25 protein-coding genes and 3 tRNA genes are annotated in these 18,886 nt (G+C 61.1%); 24 read left to right on the plus strand and 4 right to left on the minus strand.

Annotation, left to right across the window (positions count from 1 at the left end; all coding sequences use genetic code 11):
- Positions 1 to 13: 13 nt before the first annotated feature.
- The gene (locus tag PQU92_RS11260) at positions 14 to 901 is read right to left on the minus strand and encodes an endonuclease/exonuclease/phosphatase family protein (RefSeq protein WP_272748319.1); all 888 of its coding nucleotides are present in this window, start codon (positions 899 to 901) and stop codon (positions 14 to 16) included.
- Between the two features lie 33 nt (positions 902 to 934).
- A complete protein-coding gene (locus PQU92_RS11265; protein WP_272748320.1) occupies positions 935 to 1,249 on the minus strand; it encodes a heavy metal-binding domain-containing protein in 315 nt (104 codons plus the stop codon).
- Positions 1,250 to 1,346: 97 nt separating this feature from the next.
- Between PQU92_RS11265 and PQU92_RS11270 the strand changes: the two genes are divergently transcribed.
- From PQU92_RS11270 to PQU92_RS11280, 3 genes are all read left to right on the plus strand, one after another.
- Positions 1,347 to 1,823 (plus strand): DUF4112 domain-containing protein, encoded by a 477-nt coding sequence (locus PQU92_RS11270; RefSeq protein ID WP_272748321.1) that lies wholly within the window; start codon positions 1,347 to 1,349, stop codon positions 1,821 to 1,823.
- A 62-nt stretch (positions 1,824 to 1,885) separates the two neighbouring features.
- Positions 1,886 to 2,404 (plus strand): DUF2793 domain-containing protein, encoded by a 519-nt coding sequence (locus PQU92_RS11275; protein ID WP_272748322.1) that lies wholly within the window; start codon positions 1,886 to 1,888, stop codon positions 2,402 to 2,404.
- Between the two features lie 48 nt (positions 2,405 to 2,452).
- On the plus strand, positions 2,453 to 3,286 hold the full coding sequence (locus PQU92_RS11280; RefSeq protein WP_272748323.1) for a tail fiber domain-containing protein: 834 nt from the start codon (positions 2,453 to 2,455) through the stop codon (positions 3,284 to 3,286).
- A gap of 399 nt (positions 3,287 to 3,685) precedes the next feature.
- Here the strand turns inward: PQU92_RS11280 and PQU92_RS11285 are convergent, their stop codons facing one another.
- Both PQU92_RS11285 and PQU92_RS11290 read right to left on the minus strand, forming a co-directional pair.
- The gene (locus tag PQU92_RS11285; RefSeq protein ID WP_368407106.1) at positions 3,686 to 3,934 is read right to left on the minus strand and encodes a tyrosine-type recombinase/integrase; all 249 of its coding nucleotides are present in this window, start codon (positions 3,932 to 3,934) and stop codon (positions 3,686 to 3,688) included.
- 187 nt (positions 3,935 to 4,121) lie between these two features.
- Positions 4,122 to 4,196 (minus strand) — tRNA-Thr (locus PQU92_RS11290).
- Positions 4,197 to 4,338: 142 nt separating this feature from the next.
- Here PQU92_RS11290 and PQU92_RS11295 point away from each other — a divergent pair.
- The 21 genes from PQU92_RS11295 (at position 4,339) to PQU92_RS11395 (ending at position 18,883) form a co-directional block, all read left to right on the plus strand.
- On the plus strand, positions 4,339 to 4,485 hold the full coding sequence (locus PQU92_RS11295; protein ID WP_272748324.1) for a hypothetical protein: 147 nt from the start codon (positions 4,339 to 4,341) through the stop codon (positions 4,483 to 4,485).
- Positions 4,486 to 4,594: 109 nt separating this feature from the next.
- Positions 4,595 to 5,896 (plus strand): UDP-N-acetylglucosamine 1-carboxyvinyltransferase, encoded by a 1,302-nt coding sequence (murA, locus tag PQU92_RS11300; protein ID WP_272748325.1) that lies wholly within the window; start codon positions 4,595 to 4,597, stop codon positions 5,894 to 5,896.
- A 9-nt stretch (positions 5,897 to 5,905) separates the two neighbouring features.
- On the plus strand, positions 5,906 to 6,358 hold the full coding sequence (locus PQU92_RS11305; RefSeq protein ID WP_272748326.1) for a DUF2948 family protein: 453 nt from the start codon (positions 5,906 to 5,908) through the stop codon (positions 6,356 to 6,358).
- Positions 6,359 to 6,361: 3 nt separating this feature from the next.
- Positions 6,362 to 6,817 (plus strand): UPF0262 family protein, encoded by a 456-nt coding sequence (locus PQU92_RS11310; protein ID WP_272748327.1) that lies wholly within the window; start codon positions 6,362 to 6,364, stop codon positions 6,815 to 6,817.
- A gap of 5 nt (positions 6,818 to 6,822) precedes the next feature.
- The gene (locus PQU92_RS11315) at positions 6,823 to 7,347 is read left to right on the plus strand and encodes an O-acetyl-ADP-ribose deacetylase (RefSeq protein ID WP_272748328.1); all 525 of its coding nucleotides are present in this window, start codon (positions 6,823 to 6,825) and stop codon (positions 7,345 to 7,347) included.
- 224 nt (positions 7,348 to 7,571) lie between these two features.
- Positions 7,572 to 8,099: a porin family protein gene (locus PQU92_RS11320; RefSeq protein WP_272748329.1), complete on the plus strand. Its 528-nt coding sequence runs from the start codon at positions 7,572 to 7,574 to the stop codon at positions 8,097 to 8,099.
- 202 nt (positions 8,100 to 8,301) lie between these two features.
- Positions 8,302 to 8,523, plus strand: a complete 222-nt coding sequence (infA, locus tag PQU92_RS11325) for a translation initiation factor IF-1 (RefSeq protein WP_031231343.1) — start codon at positions 8,302 to 8,304, stop codon at positions 8,521 to 8,523.
- A gap of 11 nt (positions 8,524 to 8,534) precedes the next feature.
- Positions 8,535 to 9,104: a Maf family nucleotide pyrophosphatase gene (locus PQU92_RS11330; protein ID WP_272748330.1), complete on the plus strand. Its 570-nt coding sequence runs from the start codon at positions 8,535 to 8,537 to the stop codon at positions 9,102 to 9,104.
- The gene (locus PQU92_RS11335) at positions 9,101 to 10,129 is read left to right on the plus strand and encodes a ribonuclease E/G (protein ID WP_272748331.1); all 1,029 of its coding nucleotides are present in this window, start codon (positions 9,101 to 9,103) and stop codon (positions 10,127 to 10,129) included. Before PQU92_RS11330 ends, PQU92_RS11335 begins: the two co-directional genes overlap by 4 nt.
- A gap of 18 nt (positions 10,130 to 10,147) precedes the next feature.
- The gene (locus PQU92_RS11340) at positions 10,148 to 10,387 is read left to right on the plus strand and encodes a DNA gyrase inhibitor YacG (RefSeq protein WP_272748332.1); all 240 of its coding nucleotides are present in this window, start codon (positions 10,148 to 10,150) and stop codon (positions 10,385 to 10,387) included.
- Between the two features lie 108 nt (positions 10,388 to 10,495).
- Positions 10,496 to 10,571: transfer RNA gene (locus PQU92_RS11345), tRNA-Phe, on the plus strand.
- A 174-nt stretch (positions 10,572 to 10,745) separates the two neighbouring features.
- Positions 10,746 to 12,020: an SGNH/GDSL hydrolase family protein gene (locus tag PQU92_RS11350; protein ID WP_272748333.1), complete on the plus strand. Its 1,275-nt coding sequence runs from the start codon at positions 10,746 to 10,748 to the stop codon at positions 12,018 to 12,020.
- A 692-nt stretch (positions 12,021 to 12,712) separates the two neighbouring features.
- Complete coding sequence (locus PQU92_RS11355; protein ID WP_272748334.1) at positions 12,713 to 13,579, plus strand: MotA/TolQ/ExbB proton channel family protein; 867 nt, start codon at positions 12,713 to 12,715, stop codon at positions 13,577 to 13,579.
- Positions 13,580 to 13,584: 5 nt separating this feature from the next.
- Positions 13,585 to 14,022: a biopolymer transporter ExbD gene (locus PQU92_RS11360; protein ID WP_023463517.1), complete on the plus strand. Its 438-nt coding sequence runs from the start codon at positions 13,585 to 13,587 to the stop codon at positions 14,020 to 14,022.
- Between the two features lie 12 nt (positions 14,023 to 14,034).
- Complete coding sequence (locus PQU92_RS11365; protein WP_272748335.1) at positions 14,035 to 14,754, plus strand: TonB family protein; 720 nt, start codon at positions 14,035 to 14,037, stop codon at positions 14,752 to 14,754.
- A 279-nt stretch (positions 14,755 to 15,033) separates the two neighbouring features.
- Positions 15,034 to 15,750: a hypothetical protein gene (locus PQU92_RS11370; RefSeq protein ID WP_272748336.1), complete on the plus strand. Its 717-nt coding sequence runs from the start codon at positions 15,034 to 15,036 to the stop codon at positions 15,748 to 15,750.
- A 156-nt stretch (positions 15,751 to 15,906) separates the two neighbouring features.
- Positions 15,907 to 16,674 (plus strand): M48 family metallopeptidase, encoded by a 768-nt coding sequence (locus PQU92_RS11375; RefSeq protein WP_272748337.1) that lies wholly within the window; start codon positions 15,907 to 15,909, stop codon positions 16,672 to 16,674.
- A gap of 20 nt (positions 16,675 to 16,694) precedes the next feature.
- The gene (locus PQU92_RS11380; RefSeq protein WP_272748338.1) at positions 16,695 to 17,054 is read left to right on the plus strand and encodes a hypothetical protein; all 360 of its coding nucleotides are present in this window, start codon (positions 16,695 to 16,697) and stop codon (positions 17,052 to 17,054) included.
- A gap of 72 nt (positions 17,055 to 17,126) precedes the next feature.
- The gene (locus PQU92_RS11385) at positions 17,127 to 17,495 is read left to right on the plus strand and encodes an energy transducer TonB (protein ID WP_272748339.1); all 369 of its coding nucleotides are present in this window, start codon (positions 17,127 to 17,129) and stop codon (positions 17,493 to 17,495) included.
- Between the two features lie 105 nt (positions 17,496 to 17,600).
- Positions 17,601 to 17,676: transfer RNA gene (locus PQU92_RS11390), tRNA-His, on the plus strand.
- Positions 17,677 to 17,791: 115 nt separating this feature from the next.
- Complete coding sequence (locus PQU92_RS11395) at positions 17,792 to 18,883, plus strand: NAD(P)/FAD-dependent oxidoreductase (protein ID WP_272748340.1); 1,092 nt, start codon at positions 17,792 to 17,794, stop codon at positions 18,881 to 18,883.
- Positions 18,884 to 18,886: the final 3 nt, after the last annotated feature.

Here is an 18,886-nt window from a genome sequence, read left to right on the forward strand (position 1 = left end):
ATTTGTCGCGCACTCACCGGCTCGGATAGATATCCACGCGCACCGGGCGATGGTCGGACCCGTAATAGGGCCCGGCCTTCCGGTGTTGCAGGGACAGCTTTTTACCCGCCAATATGTTGTCGATACCGACGCGGAACATGCCCGGCAGCACGGCAGGCCATGTGCCGACCGGTGCGGCCGCGGGCGTCAGGCCGACCTCGTGACTGAAATCGCGCATGGCCGAGGCCGACGGTGTCGTATTGAAATCCCCCACCAGAACGATGTCTTCCGGCGTTTCGTCTTTCAGATCGGCGGCAAGGCGGTTGAACTGCGCCGGTTGATCATCCGGTGCCGTAAATGGCCATGGTCGCGTCAGATGGGCGACCGCCAGCGTGAACTTGCCCGACGGGGCGCTGACCTCGGTCGTGATCAGGCTGTAGCCGACCGGGCGGGGGCGGCCCTTGCTCAGGGGGTAGCGCGAAAAGATCAGGGTATCGTAACGGCGCACCACATGCGGGTAGCGTTTTTCCAGTGAGGCGGCGAGCGTGGCATTGGCCAGCGGCCCGGCCTCGACCACGGCGACGATGTCGGGGTTTTCCGCCTCGACCCAGTCAAGCAGACGCGCGGGCGTCTGGTTCTTGATCCACAGATTGGCAAAGATCATTCGCACGGGTTGCGCGTCTTTGGCGGGGGAGGGTTGCGCCGGGAAAACCTGCGGCCCCAGACTGAGACCTAGAACGATTGTCGCTATGACCGAGATCAGGGCGGGCAGGCGTTTGCGTACCTGCATAAAGATGAACGCCGCGATCAACGCTCCGAAGAAAATCGGCGCGCTGAAAATGTCGATCAGATAGCCTTTGGCAAAATGCGGATCAATCAGACACAGTCCGGCCAGCCCCAGAAGCGCAAGGCTGAGCAACATGCCCAACAGTGAAAATAGCCTTAAAGTAAGCACTTAAATCCTGACGGCCGTGCCGGAGCAGGTGACCATCAGCATGGTGCCCTGAGAGACGGTTTCATAGTCGAGATCGACACCGACGATAGCGTTGCCGCCCATCTGAGCGGCCTGATCCTGCATTTCGCGGAAGGCGGCTTCGCGGGCCTGACGCAGGACCTTTTCATACGACCCCGAACGCCCGCCGACGATATCGCGAATGCCGGCGAAGAAGTCGCGGAAGATATTGGCACCCAGAATGGCCTCGCCGGTGACCACGCCCAGATAGGTTTGGATCGGACGGCCTTCGATGGTGGGCGTCGTGGTGACGATCATGGTCGATTCCTTATTCGCGAGTATGGTTAATGCGCGTTGACGTGCCCGCCTATCACGGGCAATCTCTAACCAATCCGAGGCGGGGGGAGCAAGTGACATGTTCGTAAGGACCACCTACGACGTCCAGCGCGTGTACGATTCTGTCGGCACGATCAAGCGCCTGTCCGACCGCATCATAGGTATCGGTCCGATCAACATTATCGGGCTGGACGGCATTCTGGCGTGGGTGCCGGGGGTGGGGACGGTCTATTCGATAGGGGCCAGCCTGTTCATCATGGCCAACGGCATCCGTGTGCGTATGAGCCCGATCACCTTCGTCCAGACCTCGATTATCCTTCTGATCGACTCCGGCGTCAGCGGACTGGAAAGTTTTATCCCCTTCCTGCCGGCAATTACTGACACTCTGTTTCAGGGGCATCTCTATGCCTCGCACATCGTGCAGAAAGAGATCGAAAAGACACTGTATCTTGAGGAAAGTGCCCGCGCCGCCCACAGCAGCGAGCGTCATCATGACAATCTCGCCCTGATGAAGGCCACGAAGGGCAAGAAGCGTCTGGTCTATCTGCTACCGTAATTATCCCCGGTGATATAGGCTGCGCGACACTCGACGGATCGAAACGTTCCGTCGAGGTTTATATGTCCCTGCAAAATACGCCCCGTCTGGGTTTGCCCCTGCTCCAGTCCGGGCAGGCCCAGAAACACGTCACCCTCAATGAAAGTCTGTGGCGGCTGGAAGCGCTGGTCCAGGCCCGCGTCCTTAGCCGCGCGGTTGGCGCTCAACCGGACAGTCCCGCGGACGGCGAGGCCTATATCCTGCCGGAGGGGGCCGCGGGCGCCGCGTGGGATATGGCCGAAGCGGGGGATTTCGTCGTCTTTCAGGCCGGTTACTGGGAGCGGCTACCGGTGCCGGTTGGCGCGCTGGTCCATGTCGCCGACGAAGACCGCTATTATCGGCGCGGTGTGTCGGGCTGGGCGGCTCTGCAATCGACCTTCGGCAGCCTGCAGAACCTCGACCGGCTCGGTGTCAGCGCCACCGCCGACGACAGCAATCGCCTGAGTGTCAACAGCCCGCAGGTCCTGTTCAATCACGCAGGCAGCCACAGCCGGGTCTTCGTCAACAAGGCCGGCAGCGACGACGACGCGGCGGTGGTGTAGCAAACCGCGTTCGGCACCCGCGCCATCGCCGGGCTTCTGGCCAATGACGTGCTGAGCGTGAAGATTTCCGGCGATGGGGCTGCATTCCATAAACGTCTGAGCCTGGGCGCGCGCGGTGCCGCCAACGGCGCGACCTTCTATGCTCAGAACGCCGACAATCCATACGGGGCGCAGCTCAATCTGGAAGTGGACGGCACGGCGACCGGGCAAACGGCGGCGCTCAGCTTCTATCCGAATTTCGGTGCCTATCCGGACGATATCGCCCCGCGTCGCTGCGCCGACCTGCTGGCGGGGTTCACCGGGATCTGGGGCACCGAATATCTGGCGGTAAAGGTCGGCAACGGCGGCGCGCCCAACGATTCGGGTGATCTGGGTATCGAAATCGCCCGCTTCACCCACGCCAGCGTGGACGCCGGACGCGACAATGCCGTGTCGATGGGGACGGCCGACCGGCGCTGGTCCGTCGTCTATGCCGCGACGGGCACCATCAACACCTCGGATGCCCGCGACAAGATCGTCGATACAGGCGGCTCGGTGCGCCTGAGAACCGCCGCCCCGATGATCGTGGCGGCCGTTGATCCGGTCCTGTTCCGCTGGATCGATGGCGGCGAAGTCACAGAACCGACAGGCGAAACCGGGGCTGACGGCTGGCCGATCGTGCAGACGCGGCGCAAGGCGGGGCAGAGGCTGCACGCGGGCCTTCTGGCGCAGGACGTTCGCGCAGCGCTTGTGGCCGAAGGGCTCGATTTCGGCGTGTGGGGGCTGGACGACATCGACGATCCCGATAGCCGTCAGTGGCTGCGTCCCGATCAGCTTATTCCCGTCCTGTGGGCGGCGGTACAGGACGTGTCGGCGCGGGTGAAGGTGTTGGAGGAGCGGTAAAAATGGCGAAGGCCCGGTCGTTTCCGAACCGGGCCATCATAGTGCCGTATGGCAGGATTGAACTGCCGACCTCAGCCTGACCAAGGACGCGCTAAGACTTGCTCAATCCCTTGCTCGATAAGGAAGTTCAAAGCGTCAATGTCTGTATATGCACGGATATTGTACGGATTTGCCAGCAAAGACGGATTACACCGAGAGAAGGGCCGGGTGGGTTCGTTGTGAATTTTTAGGGGAGGGTTTAGGAGGCTCAAGCTGGAACATCCCCAGCCCGAGCCTCCCCGATCCATAACAGGACTCGAACCTGTACCTCGACCTTCGTTAGGGGTCGGCTCTACCGTTAAGCTATATGGGTTCAACTACACGTAAATAGGTAGGCTCATTCGCAATTCAAGATGTGAGTTATTTTATTTTTCGATTTGCCGACTTGGCCTCGCCCCATATGTCGTCGATCGAGGCGCGCAGGTGGTCGCGATTGACGTGCGTGTAGCGCATGACCATGTCGAGTGACTTCCAGCCCCCCAATTCCATCAGCTTCGCTACGTCGCGGTTGGCCATGTAATGCCAGGTCGCCCATGTGTGGCGAAAAGTGTGCGGGGGGCAGTCGGTGACGCCCACGTTTTTGCATAGGGTGGTCCAGATTGTCTTAATCTGCCCGCCGTCCCGACTGGAAGGGTTCGCCGATCAGTTCGGCTTCCTTGGTGGGGTTCTTGGCCTTGGGGCCATTCTTCGGGCGCCGGAAGGCCCCACCGTCGCGATGGGGCAGATTCGCCAGCGCAGCGACGACGCGGGCCCCTAGACATGGCGAAGGCCCGGTCGTTTCCGAACCGGGCCTTCATGGTGCCGTATGGCAGGATTGAACTGCCGACCTCAGCCTTACCAAGGATGCGCTCTACCACTGAGCTAATACGGCTGAGCCGGTCCGAAAACCGGCTGAGGCGGGCGTCATAGCGAAGACCGTTCAAAACGCAAAGCAAAAAGTGCGCGAAACGACGATTTATCCCTCGCTTTTTGTGGATGGCGCGCTAAATCGAGGCGATACACCGAGGCCCGTCATGACCAACGACCCTAAAAAGAGCGAAAAAGACGAGAAGGCGGCCCGCGTCGCCGCGGCTCTGCGCGCCAATCTGCAACGCCGCAAGGCCGCCGCGCGCAAACCTGACCAAACCCCGCCGTCCACTAACGATAATGTCAGCGAATAGCTTTCTTATTGCGCCATTTGCGTGGTGATGTAGAACCGCCTATTCAACCGATTGCCGTTATGAATCGCTTTCAGGCGAGGCGGCGCACCAACGAAGATTAGGCGTACATATGGATCGCATTGCCCTGGAAGGCGGAACCCCGCTTCACGGAGACATCCCCGTCAGCGGAGCCAAGAACTCTGCCATCAAGCTGATGGCCGCGTCGCTGCTGACCTCCGAGCCGGTGCGCCTGACCAATATGCCGCGTCTTGCCGATACGCGCCTGCTGGGCCGTCTGCTTCAGCGCTTCGGCACGCAGATTACCGAGTCCATCGGCGATGACGGGCAGGAAACCCTGCTGCACACGCCGGAAATCACCTCCGCCTTTGCGCCGTATGATCTGGTGCGTCAGATGCGCGCCTCGTTCAACGTGCTAGGGCCGCTGCTGGCGCGGACCGGCCACGCCAAGGTGTCATTGCCCGGTGGCTGCACCATCGGCGCACGTCCGGTCGATCTGCACCTGAAAGCCCTTGAGGCGCTGGGTGCCCATATCGACATGCACGAAGGTTACGTCTTCGCTCAGGCCCCGCGCGGCCTGAAAGGGGCGGAGATCGAATTCCCCTTCGTCAGCGTTGGCGCGACCGAACACGCCCTGATGGCGGCAACGCTCGCCCACGGCACGACGGTCTTCCACAATGCCGCCTGTGAACCTGAAATCGTCGACCTGGCCGAATGCCTGAACGCTATGGGGGCGAAGGTCAGCGGGGCCGGTACACCGACCATCACCGTCGAGGGCGTCGCTTCACTCAAGGGCACCGACTGGTCGGTCATCTGCGATCGCATCGAAGCGGGCACCTATGCGCTGGCGGCCGCCATGGCCGGGGGCGAAGTGCGCCTGACCAAGGTGCGTCCGGAACTGATCGGCATTCTGCTCGACAAGATGCGGCAGGCGGGTTGCGAGATCACCACGGGCGACAACACCGTGACCATCAAGCGCGGCCCGGGCCGTCTCAAGGCCGTCGACATCACCACCGAGGTCTATCCCGGCTTCGCTACGGATTTGCAGGCGCAGTTCATGGCCTTGATGACCCTGGCGGACGGCGAATCGACCGTGCGCGAGACGATCTTCGAGAACCGCTTCATGCACGTGCCGGAACTGAGCCGTCTGGGCGCCAGCATCTCGGTTCAGCACGGCGGCGAAGCGAAGGTCACCGGCGTCGACGAACTGCGCGGGGCGCAGGTCATGGCCACCGATCTGCGCGCCTCGGCCTGTCTGATCATCGCCGGTCTGGCGGCCAAGGGTGAGACCATCGTCAACCGCGTCTACCACCTCGATCGCGGCTTCGAGAACTTAGAGGGCAAGCTGTCGGCCTGCGGCGCGAAGATCCGCCGCCTCAAGGGCGACACGCCCATCGAAGAGATCGACGAGTAAGGCGCGCGGGTGTTCGGCTTTTTCAAAAAACCGCACAAACCCTTACGACTGCTGGCGCAGCACGCCGAAGACGTGCTGCCGCTGGCGGCGCTGCTTCAGGATGCCGCTCTGCGTGGCGACGACGTACATTACGATCAGCGTTCGCGTGCCCTGACCCTGCGCATGAACCGGTTCTGTCATGAGCATCAAAGCCGTCAGCCGTTGCGCGCTAATTGCGCCTTGCAGATCGGCTCGATCACCGGGCTGAAATCGCGCGGTTTCGACCTGGCCAAACCACCGCACGGCATGGCACTGCTCGACCTCAGCCTTGAAGCGCTCGACGCCCCGGCCTATGTTGTCGGTCTGACCTTTGCGGGCAAATCGGCGGCGGAACTGCGCATTGAGGTCGAGGCGCTCGATATTTTGTTCATGGATCTGGCGGCCCCGCACAGGGCGCGCTCCACCCCCAACCACCCGGTGTAAGCTATGAAAATCGCCCGTATCGAGATCGATCCCGACAGCCTGTCCTCGCCCTCGACCGAGGTCGAGCACGAACGTCAGGTGGCCATGTTCGACCTGATCGAAAAGAACAGCTTCAAGCCCGACGGCGGGACGGCGGACAAATACGACCTGCGTCTGGCCTATGAAGACGGGCGGCTGGTCTTCGACGTGACCGGCGAGGGCTACGCCAAGAAGATCATGCTGTCGTTTACGCCGCTCAAGCCGATCATGAAAGACTATGCCATGATCTGCGAAAGCTATTACGAGGCGCTGAAAAACGCCACGGTAGGGCAGATTGAGTCGATCGATATGGGCCGTCGCGGCGTGCATAACGACGGCGCGGAGCTGCTGACCGAACGTCTGAGCGGCAAGATCGATATCGACCACGAAACCGCGCGTCGCCTGTTCACCCTGATCCACGCCCTGCATTTGCGGGCTTAAGTCCGGTGAGCGCGGCGGACCGGATCGAGATCGTCGTCGGCAATATCGTCACGCTCGATGTCGATGCCATCGTCAACGCTGCCAATACGTCATTATTGGGCGGCGGGGGCGTCGATGGGGCTATCCACCGTGCCGCCGGTTCTGAACTGGTTCAGGAATGCTATGGGCTGCATGGATGCAAGCCGGGTCAGGCCAAGCTAACCAAGGGGTATAAGCTTCCCGCAGGCCATGTCATCCACACGGTGGGGCCGGTCTGGAATGGCGGCGACAAGGGCGAACCGGAAACGCTCAAGGCCTGTTACGTCAACAGCCTGACTATCGCTGCGGAAAAGCGATTTACGACTGTGGCGTTCCCGGCGATCTCGACCGGCATCTATCGCTATCCGCCGATGGCTGCCGCCGCGATTGCCTTGAAAACGACGCTGGCTTTTCTGCATGATCACGCATTTCCGCAACAGGTCATCTTCTGTTGTTTTGATCAGGAAATGCAGCGTGTCTATAGCGCCGCACTTCAGGAAATTTGCGCCTGACACGGATCGGTTCATGTTCGGTTCATCAACATGGCAAAAGCGCCTCAATTGAGGTTAAATTGATGATATCCTTATGAAAAAGGCCAGAAATGGCCTTTAGCTCGGCGCAAAGCCGCCCCTTTACGTCTCCATATTCAACTCATCGAACGGGCATTGAACCCGTCGGTATTTAGCGCCTCCCAAGAGGGGCGCGGCACATGAATAAAGAGACTAAGGAGCCTATCATGAAGACCATGCTTTTTGCGACCGCCGCGATTGCCGCTGCCGCCTTCGGCGCGACCACCGCTTCCGCGCAGTCCCTTTCGCAGCCGCAAGTCTATGGCTCGATGGGTGCGACCGCGACCGATAACAAGAACTCCGATTCCAGCCTGAACTCCATCAATGGCCGCGTCGGCGCCAAGTTGACTCCGCACTTCGGTGTCGAGGGCGAACTGGCCGCCGGGACCAACGGCGACTCGACCAATTCGGGCCGTTACAAGCTGACCAACAAGAAGGCCGCCTATGCCGTGGGCTTCGTACCGGTGAGCGATAAGGTCGATCTGATCGGTCGCGTGGGTGTCTCGGACACCAAGCTTAAGAAGTACAATAACCAAGCCATTGCCGAAGACGGCACCGCGCTTGATGTCGGCGTCGGCGCTCAGGTCCACCTGAACGACTCCTACGCCATCCGCGGCGACTATACCCGCTCGTCGTTCAAGGACGACAAGGGCGACGCCGACAACGTGACCGTCAGCGTCGTGAAGAAGTTCTAATTTCTTCCAGTTCTCGCCTGAGTGCGCTCCTCAGGCCATCAGGCGAAACTTAAGGGCGGTGTCTCCGAAAGGCGGCACCGCCTTTTGCTGTCCGTTTTAGGCCTTTCCTCAAAACCCGTTTGGGTATAAAGGGAGCGCCACGATTTTACCGGGCGCTGCCGTGTGGCAGATTCGCCTGTTTTTCCTGTTATTGTGGGACCGAATGGCAAAAGAAGAACTTTTGGAGTTTGCGGGCGTTGTGGTTGAACTGCTGCCGAACGCGACCTTTCGCGTGAAGCTCGAAGACTCCGGGCACGAAATCATCGCGCATACCGCGGGCAAGATGCGCAAGAACCGCATCCGCGTGCTGGCCGGCGACAAGATCATGGTCGAAATGACCCCTTACGACCTGACCAAGGGTCGCATCACCTATCGCTTTAAGTAAGGAGGGCGCGCATGGCGCCCTTTATTCTGGCCAGCGCCAGTCCCCGCCGCGTGGATTTGCTGGCCCAGATCGGGTTGAAGCCCGATCGGATTATCGCTTCCGACATCGATGAAACCCCGCTCAAGGGGGAGACGCCGCGCGAACTGGCGCTGCGTCTGTCGCGCGCCAAGGCCGAGGCCGTGGCGTCGTCGTTTGGCGCGCCCGCCTTTGTGCTGGCCGCCGATACGGTGGTCGGCGTCGGCCGCCGCATCCTGCCCAAGGCCGAGAGCGAGGCCGAGGTGCGGGCGTGCCTCGAACTTCTGTCGGGCCGCAATCACCGCGTCTTTACCGGGGTCGCCCTGATGTCGGCGAAGGGCCTGTCGCATAAGGTCGTCGAGACGCGCCTGCTGTTCAAACGCCTGAGCGCTGCCGATATCGACGGCTATATCGCGTCGGGCGAAGGAATCGGCAAGGCGGGCGGCTACGGCATTCAGGGCCGCGCCGGGGCCTTTGTCATCCATATCAACGGCTCCTTCCCGTCGGTGGTCGGCCTCCCGACCTACGAAACGGCGCTGATGCTGAGCGGGGCGGGCTACCGTTGAAACTCTTCTATGAGGCCCGCTTTGGTCTGGCCCGCGCCTGTGTGGTGCAGAATGGTCAGCCGTGGCTCTATGCCGAAGGCCGCGTCGATGATCCGTCGCTGTGCCTGTGGGGTGTGCGCTCGGTCGCCCGCCTGACCGCCAAGACGGGCGGCGTCGGTTTCCTTAAACTGGCCGACGGTTCTGAGGCCATGCTCGACCTGCCCAAAGACGTAACCCTGAACGAAGGCGCGGCGATCGAGGTCGAAATCGCCGCCGAGGCGCGCGCCGAAAAGCGCCCTCGGGCCCGCTATATCGGCCCCGGCGATACACCACGTCGGGTGTCGACGCCGCTCGATCTCAAGGGCCGTCTGATGGCGCAGGCGCGGCACCTGATCGACCCGAAAGCGACGTTTGACCTGATCGAGGGTGAGGACGCCATCGACGCGCTCGATATCGCCGAGGCTCAGGCGCTCAACCCCAGTACAGATTTACCCGATGGCGCGTTTCTCACCATCGAGCCGACGCGGGCGCTGATCGCCTGCGATGTCGACCTTGGCGGGGCGGGGGAGGGGCTGGCCAGAGCCCCGAAGCAGGCCATCAAGGCGACCAACGAACGCGCGCTTTCCGAAGTCGCCCGTCGGCTGAGGCTGGCCAATCTGGCGGGTCTGGTCGTGGTCGATCTGATCGGCTCTAAACATAACGGTGAGAAACTGACCGGCATTCTGCGCGACGCCTTTGCGACCGAGGGGCCGCGTATCATCTCCGGACCGATCACGCGTTTCGGGACATACGAATTCACGCGTCCCTGGGGGGCTGCGCCGATAAACGACCCCGGCACGGCAAGCCTGCGTGCGGCCCGGCGCCTGTTGTGGCAGGCCGTAGCCGAGGCGCGCTCGGACGCCGGAGCCATGTTCATCCTGCGTGCGCCGCAGCTTGTGGCCAGCGTCGTGCGTCAATGCCTAAAGGACAGCCTCGACCCCCTGTCACCGCGCCTGAGCGTCGAGGTCGTGGACCGTGCGGACGCGACGGTTGTCCGCGCGCGTTGAGACGCATATATAAAGAAAATGACCGAGAAATCCTGCGCGCTTTGCCATAAGCCCTATCATCTGCCCGATCCGCTCCTGCCGAATGCGGCGAAGAGCTATGCGCCGTTCTGCTCGAAACGCTGCGCTGATATCGACACGCTGCACTGGCTGAAGGGCGACTATGTCATCGGCGGCGAAGGCAATCTCAGCACCGAAGGCGGTGATGAGGGCGAAGCCGCACAGTTATCCTCACCTTTTGACGGCGAAGACGCGGATTAGAGCTGATTTTTCAGCATTTCGTCCTTTTGAGCGCTTGCCAAGCCATTTGGCCTCCCTTATAGAGCGACCTCCCGACGCGGCGCACCAAGGCCCGTCGATGTAGAGAGTGCCTGGATAGCTCAGTTGGTAGAGCAGCGGATTGAAAATCCGCGTGTCGCTGGTTCGATTCCGGCTCCAGGCACCATTCTCCTTTGAGATCGAACCAGCACATATGGCTTTGTTTGCTGACGCAAACGGGGTTCGATTCCGGCTCCAACACCACTTCCTTTCCCCATAATCTGTATGTGATTTCGCCGCTTGAATTTCGCGCGGCAATCTGGCCTTCTCCGGACATAATAAGGTTCAGGGACGATTTCAGATGTTTACCAAAGCCTGCCGTGTCGCCGGTTGCCTTGTTGCGGCCCTGTGGCTGGTTGCTCCCGCACAGGCCGGGGCGCTGCAAAGCTGGGTGCCGACGTGGTACGCCGCGCCTGAACCTGCGGGGAAGGCCGACAAACCCCTCGAAGATATGACCTTGCGTCAGATCGTGCGCGTCAGCGCGGGTGGCGGACAGGTGCGCGTGCGTCTGTCGAACGCCTATGGCACGGCGCGCCTGCGGCTCGACGAGGTCCGTATCGCCCGTCGGCTGAGCAGCAGCCGCATCGACCCGACCAGTGACCGCGAACTTACCTTTAATGGCCGCGCCGGGGTGACGATCGCGCCGGGGGCCTATGCCATCAGCGACCCCGTGCCGCTGAAGGTAGCGGCGAACAGCGATCTGGCCCTGTCGGTATATGTCGCGGGACCGACGAAGATCACCACCCTGCACGACATCCAGCGCGGGGTGCTTTACGGGGCACCGGGACGGCAGGCCGGTGCACCGGAACTGCCGGAAGGCAAGGTTGATATCGGGATCGGACGCGCCTTTCCCTGGCTGGCCGAGGTCGAGGTGGCCGATACGCCGGCGCGGGCGACGATCGTAACCTTCGGGGATTCGATCACCGACGGTTTCGGCATCCAGCCGGACAAGGGCGGCACGTGGCCGGAGATCCTCAGCCGTCGGCTGGAGACGTCCGGCATGAAGCTGAGTGTCGTCAATGCCGGCCTGAGCGGCAACCGGCTGCTGCATCACGGGCAGTCGGCGCGTTTCGGCGACTCGGGCCTGTCGCGCTTCGATCGCGACGTGCTGAACCAGCCGAACGTCGGGGCGGTGATCGTGCTTTTAGGGATCAACGATCTGGGACACGCCGAAGGGCCGGGGGCAGCGGAATACGTATCGGCCGAGGATATGATCGACGGTTACCGGCAACTGGCGGCACGGGCACACGAACGCTGCATCCGCATCTATGTCGCGACCCTGACGCCGTTCAAGGGGACGGTGTTCAGGAACTACTATTCGGATGAGAAAGAGGCTCGGCGCCAGCGGATCAATATCTGGCTGCGCCAGGGCGGCGTCTTTGACGGCGTGATCGATTTTGACAAGGCGCTGGAATCTGCCCCGGGTTCGGGCGTGCTCAAAGCCGACTATGACGTAGGAGATCATCTGCATCCGGATGATGAAGGCGCAGCGGCGATGGCGGCGGCGGTACCGCTGAACCTTTTCAAAGGACTGAAGCCCGGCACCGCGCCGGGCGCCTGTCCGCGGAAACATTAAGTCCGCTTACGGAGTAAATCGCGACGATTCGAACGTCGGTTACGGCATGAATTTACCGTGTCTGTGAAGGGTGGCGCGCGCAATCCTTATAAAATAAGGACGTTTTCAGTACGGATTTTTTGCCTTCGTTTCGCAAATCGTCGTTATAAAACTGACATAGAGCACGGAGAAGTCAGGCTTTTTCCCCTGCGGCACGTAATGCCGGCAGGGGGCGATCACGAAGGTGAAAAAAAATTCACGTTTCGTGAAAATAATTTTTGCTCGCATCTTGTTCTTAACTATCGGACAAGGTTGAGTTTTTAGAAAAAATGCCTAGAAATGAGCTTGCCTGTTGCGGAAATGATACGCCAAGTGGCGTGATAAGCACCTTGACGTTCCCGGCCGGGATAGGCTCTTTTAGGCTCAAATCACTTTGTAACCACCAGTGTAACAAAGCGATCGCTTTTTTTGACTTCTCGGTCATAATGGCAAAAGTTTGTGCGCAGCGTGTCTGGATGTGAGCGAATAGAAGTCGCACCGGCACGAAACACACGAGAGGTTCACGAAGGAACATGCTCCTTGCGGTGTCATGTTTTTTTGGGTGCCATGGTTTTAACACGTCTTAGGTTTTAACTGGGGGTCTACGCTGCCCCTATAATCCTTGGTCAGCCTCCTCATACCGGGGGTCATCCTTATTCAGGAATTGGCGAAAAATGCTCGAACACAAGAAACACAACCCGCTTATCGCTCTGCTCGGTGCCGCCGCACTGTTCGTGAGCGTCCCGACGTTTGCGGCCGCTGCCGCTGCCACGTCGCCGGCTGCTGCCGAAGCGCCCGTCGCCGCTCCGGCCGAAGAATCCGCCGAGTCCTCTTCCGAAGCCTCGAAGTCGGGCCACGACCTGACGGTTGCGGGCATGTTCGCTCAGGCCGTGCCGGTCGTTAAGGTCGTCATGATCGGTCTGGTGCTGGCCTCGATCATCTCCTGGACCATCCTGGTCATCAAGCTGCTCTTCTTCGCCGGTCTCAACAAGGCGACCACCAACTATCTCGAAGGCTTCCGTGGCGCCCGCTCGATCGCCGACATCAACCGTCTGTCGACCTCGGACGAGTTCGCTGGCAACCCGCTGGCCGACATGGCCGCCGTCGCCACCGAAGAAGTCCAGATCTCGAAGCAGGCCGGTCTGGCCGTTTCGGGTGAGCACCGCGACTCGACCCTGCACCGCGCCTCGTCCTCGATCAATGCCGTTCAGGCCGGTCTGGCCAAGCGTCTGTCGGGCGGTCTCGTCTTCCTCGCCTCGGTCGGGTCCATCGGGCCGTTCGTCGGTCTGTTCGGTACGGTTTACGGCATCATGAACTCGTTCATCGGTATCGCCAACACCAACACGACCAACCTGGCCGTCGTTGCGCCGGGTATCGCCGAAGCCCTTCTGGCTACGGGTCTGGGTCTGGTTGCCGCTATCCCGGCCGTCGTCATGTACAACGTCTTCAACTCGGCCATCGCGGCTTACGGCACCCGTTCGGAGCAGTTCGTTTCGGAACTCCTGAACTCGCTGTCGCGCCAGCTGGACAAAGGGGCGTAATCTAGATGGGAGCCAAGCTATCCTCTGGCAGCGGCGGCTCGAAATTCCACATCGAGCAGAACAGCGAAATTAACGTTACGCCGTTCGTCGATGTTATGTTGGTTCTTCTCATTATCTTCATGGTGGCGGCTCCGCTTGCCACCGTGTCGGTTGAAGTTAAGCTTCCAACGGCAGTCGCCCCGCCGCAAGAAAATCCACCCCAGCCGGTGTTCATTTCCATTCAGGAGAATGGCAATGTCTTCATCGGTGACTTCCCCACCTCTCTCGACGCCATGGGCGCCGATCTGAAAGTCCAGATCCGCACCCGTGACCCGGAAAAAGAGCGCATCTTCATTCGCTGCGACAAGTCCACGCGTTATGCCGACTTCATGCAGGTGATGAACGTACTGCAGGACAACGGGTTCTACAGTGTGGCGCTGGTCGGCGAAGACGGTAACAGTTAAGAGGATTAAGAGATGGAAGAGACCCCCCACAGGCGTCGAGATCCTATTCTTGATCCGCCCGTAAACAAAGACAAGAAGCCGCTTTTCATCGGTATCGGCGTAGCCGCCGTCGCACACGTGGCGCTCGGCTACTACCTCTACAAGGAAAAGTTTGAGATCAAGGAAGTCAAATACGAAGACACCAAGATCGATACTGAACTTGTAGATCTGCCGCCGCCGCCGCCGCCTCCACCGCCTCCACCTCCGCCGCCGCCGGACATGCCGCCGCCGCCGCCGAAGTTGCAGGTTCGTGAACCGGTGATCAATACCGAAGCGCCGCCGCCGCCGACTCCGATCCAGATCGAGCCGACGAAGAAGGAAGAACGCGTCGAGTATAAAGGCCCGCCGTCGATCGTCCCGGGACCGCCGCCGCCGCCTGCGCCGCCGGCACCTCCGGGTCCGCGTTACGTGGATGCGCAATGGACCTATCCGTCCAACGACCGCATGTACGACCTGTACCCCCCGCGGGCTCAGGACGCGGAAATGGAAGGCGAAGTCGTTATCGACTGCGTCCTCAACTCGCAAGGCCGCGTGACGGGCTGCGACATCGTTAGCGAAAAGCCTGCGGGCTATGGCTTCGGTGCCGCCACCGTTAAGGGTTTCATGCGTTTCGCCAAGGCATCGCCTGGCGGTGACGGTGCGATCCGCGACGGCGACCGTAAGAAGTTCCGCTATAAGTGGACCCTCGAATAGGTCGTTGCGACACATATATAAAAGACCCTCCGGCCTTATCGCCGGGGGGTTTTTTTATGGGTCGAACCCCGCATCCGCACGTTACTGTGATCACTGAAAATAACGCTGTACACTTAGCGATGCTAAGTTTACATTATAACAACTGACAAGGTTTCCCGACCGATGAAGGGCTTCGAAGCGCGGGGGTTTCGAAGGCATCGGATCAATCACAAGCGTTCAATCAGACGGGCACCGCAAAGGCTGCGGTATCGTCAGCTAAAAAAGGGAAAGGATACGCCCATGGCGTCGGCAGCTAATCATCACTATCGCAATCCGGTTCTGGATCGTCTTCCGCAGAAGCGCCTGTCGCCGACCGTCATGGGGGGCGTGAGTATTGCGATCCTGATTCATGCGGGTCTGGCGGCCTATATCATCCATGAACGCTTCCAGATCAGTGTGCCGGAAGAGGTCGAGGCACCGCCTTTTACCGGGGCGATCCTGAATATGGAAAAGCCGAAGCCCAAGCCGGAACCGACGCCGCAAAAAGAGGTGCGTCAGACGCCGGTGGTGGTTCACGCCCCCGCTGATCCGGTGATCAGCGAGGTGGCACCTCTGGAGGTGACGCCGACGCCCCATGCCGATGCGCAACCGGGGACGGGCCCCGTCGTTGTCCTCGACGGCGCGCCGGGTAATTCGCCCACTATCGTCGAGGCGCCGGCCGGACCGGTCTATGTCAAGGCCATATGGAGCAAGTTCCCGGATGCGGCGGCGATGATGCAATATTATCCGGTCCGCGCCATGGACGCCGAGACTGACGGTTCGGCAACGCTTGCCTGCACGGTGACCGACACCAAGGGCCGGGTACGCTGCGACATCCTCGCCGAAATGCCCAGAGGCTATGGTTTCGGTGACGCAGCGGTGCGGGCGGTCGAAGCCAAGGGGCGCGCCGACACGTCTGCGGGGGCGGTTCAGGTCGGTGCCGTTATGAAGGTACGCATGGGCTTCACGATGGAATAGATCGTCGTAGCGTAGCGACGATGGCCTCCGGACTATGTGCCGGAGGCCTTTTTTATGCGTCCTTTGCGCCGAAAGACCCCGGCGCGATTGACCGACGCCGTCGAACTGAGCAGTATCGCCCGGATTTCAACACTGACATATTCGGGAAGACTCGCCATGACCCTTCGTTCGATCAAGCCGAAATACCTGCTGCTGGGGGCTGTCGCCCTGGGTGCGGCGACACTGGTGGCCTGTGAGACCAATGAAACCCTGGGCCGCAGCCAGTTTTTGCTGGTCGACAATAAGGATCTGGAGCCGACGGCTTTGCAGGGCTGGGCCGAGATGATGAAAACGGCCAAGTTGTCGAACGACGCGACCCTCATCCGCCGCGTGCGTACCGTCGGGGCGAAGATCGTCACGGCGGCGGGCTATAATGCGGCGGAATGGGAATATGTCGTCTTCCAGAACGATCAGCCGAACGCCTTCGTCATTCCCGGCAACAAGGTCGGCGTCAATAGCGGCCTGTTCAAGGTGGTCAAGAACGACGATCAGCTGGCCGCCGTTCTGGGGCACGAAACCGCACACGTCATCGGCAAGCACGCCGCCGAGCGGGCGTCTCAGCAGCAGGCGGCGGCGATCGGCCTGAGCGTGGCGCAGGGCGCGACCTCGGGCCGGGCGCAGCAGATCATTGCCAATTACGGAGGCATGGGGGCGCAACTGGGCCTGTTGCTGCCCTATTCGCGCAAGCACGAACTGGAGGCCGACCGCATCGGCGTCGATATCATGGCCAAGGCCGGTTACAAACCGTCCGAAGCCGTGGCCCTGTGGCGCAACATGCAGGCTCAGGGCGGGGCCGGAACGCCGGAATTCGTGTCGACCCACCCGTCGGATACGACGCGCATCAATCAGCTTGACGCCTATATCAAATCCAAGGGCTATAACTGAGGGCGTGGGGCGTAAGTCTGATGACGCGGGTGGGGTTTCTGTGTGTGGGGTTGATGCTGTACGCCGGTCAGGCGGCGGCGGGGTCGGGTTCTGACGGCACGCCCACCCTGATGATCGCGCCGCGCGCCTCGCAGGTGCTCAATTTCGTGCCCCGGGACGTTATCGACGCGCACAGTAGCGGTGAGGTGTGGCTGCGCTGTGGCTGGACGATGGCGCGGCGTCTGACGAAGTGCCGCGTCATTAAGGAAATCCCCGAAGGGGTGGGATTCGGCGATGCCGCGATCAAGGGCTTTGAGACCTACGGCTATCTGAAAAAGGTAAGGTCGGCGTCACGCGACGGTGAGGAGATGGCATTCCGCTTCGTTTGGGACGTCAAATAGAGGCATGCGTTGTGCGGCTTGACCCGTTGCGCTGGGGCAGGTCATGTAGGGCAGAGTAAAGAGGAGGGGACTATGTGGGTTTTATGGCTTATGGTTGCCGTGCTGACGGGCGTAGCGGGTACTGTAGCGGCGCAGGATGAGACCTCTACGTCGCGCCCTCAGCCGACAATGAAAAAAGCGCCGCCTGCCGATGCGATGCTGAAGCTTTACCCCAAAGCCGCAATCAATGCCAAGATAGGTGGGGAGGTCATCATCACCTGCGGCTGGACGGCCAATGGGCGCTTGAAGGATTGTCGTGCCTTGAAAGAAGAGCCCGAAGGCTACGGTTTCGCCGATGTGACGATCCGGGGATTTGAAGCCTATACGGAGTTGCAAGGCATGACCGGGGACTCTGGTCCCGGCGAGGAAAAGAAGTTTCGCTACAGGTGGACCATCGAATAGACACAGGGTCATCCGGGTTTTTCACCGTTAATATGGCTCCCCTCTGAAATTATCCCTTGATCGGCGGGCCGCTGCACGTTAGAGACACGGCCTTCGCGATGACGTGCCGTCTTAGCTCACTTGGTAGAGCGCCAGATTGTGGCTCTGGAGGTAGCTGGTTCGAAACCAGCAGACGGTACCATCGCGTTGCATTTTCCTGAAAATTGAACTTTGTGCGGACGGATTGACGCAAGGCGCATCCGGCCTCTGGCCCTGCGTGGAAATCACGCTATATAGCGGGCCAAAGGATAAGCGTCATGGTTTCAGCCTACAGTGTCATCGTTATCGGCGGCGGTATCGTCGGCCTGAGCGTCGGGTTGCGGGCGCTGGATCACGGCCTCTCGGTGACCCTCGTGGCGAAGGATGCGGTCGAGGCCTCGACCTCGGCCCTGTCGGCGGGGATGATCGCCCCCGCCATGGAGGCCCTGACCGAGGCCGATCCCAAGCTGTCCTATGCCCGCTATATCGAGGCGCAAAAGCACTGGCCGTCCTTTGCCGAGGACCTTGGCCTGTCGGAAATTCTCGAACTGGCGCAACCCGCCGTCTGGCTGTGGTCGGGCGACAGCGGCCCGTCGCCGGACGAGATGATGCAGCGCTTCAGCGACATGGGTGCCAAGGGACAGGTGATGCGCGAGGAGGATCTGGCGAAGCTGGGCTATCACGCGCCGTTTCAGGCGATCGAGATTGTCGGCGAGTGGCTGATGGCCGCCGAACCGGTGCTGGCCTATATGAAATCGGTCTTTGTCGAACGCGGCGGCCGGTGGATCGCCGATGAAGTCGTGCAGGTCGGACCGCAGGCGGCGACCCTGAGCGACGGCCAGCACCTTGAGGCCGCGCATGTCGTGGTCTGCGCCGGGTTCGATTCGTCGGCCTTCACGGAGACCGCGCCGTCACTCGGAGCGCTGAAGCCGATCAAGGGACACCTGCTCGATACGCCTCAGAAGGCCGATCCGGCGCTGGCCGGACGCATGGTTCGCTCGCCGTGGGGTTATTGGGTGTTTTTCGACGGGCTGACAAAGTTCGGGGCGACCATGCAGACGGGCCGGGCCGATCTGGATATCGAGCCGGGTGTCGTCGCGTCGCTGGCTGAAAAGGCGCGGAAATTCACCCCTGACTCGGTAGCAGGCCTCAATGACGCGGTGCCGCGCGTCGGGGTGCGGGCGGCGACGCCGGACGGCTGGCCGATGATCGGGCGCGATCCGGGCGGCGTCTATGTGGCGACCGGGATGCGCCGTAACGGCTGGATTTACGGCCCCTATGCGGCGGATGTCCTGATGGCGCAGATCGGGGGGCAGGGCGCGCCGGAAGGTTCGGAAATCTACGATCCGCAGCGATTCACACCCCATTAACCA

The organism is Asticcacaulis aquaticus (assembly GCF_028550415.1).
Classification (GTDB): Bacteria; Pseudomonadota; Alphaproteobacteria; order Caulobacterales; family Caulobacteraceae; genus Asticcacaulis; species Asticcacaulis aquaticus.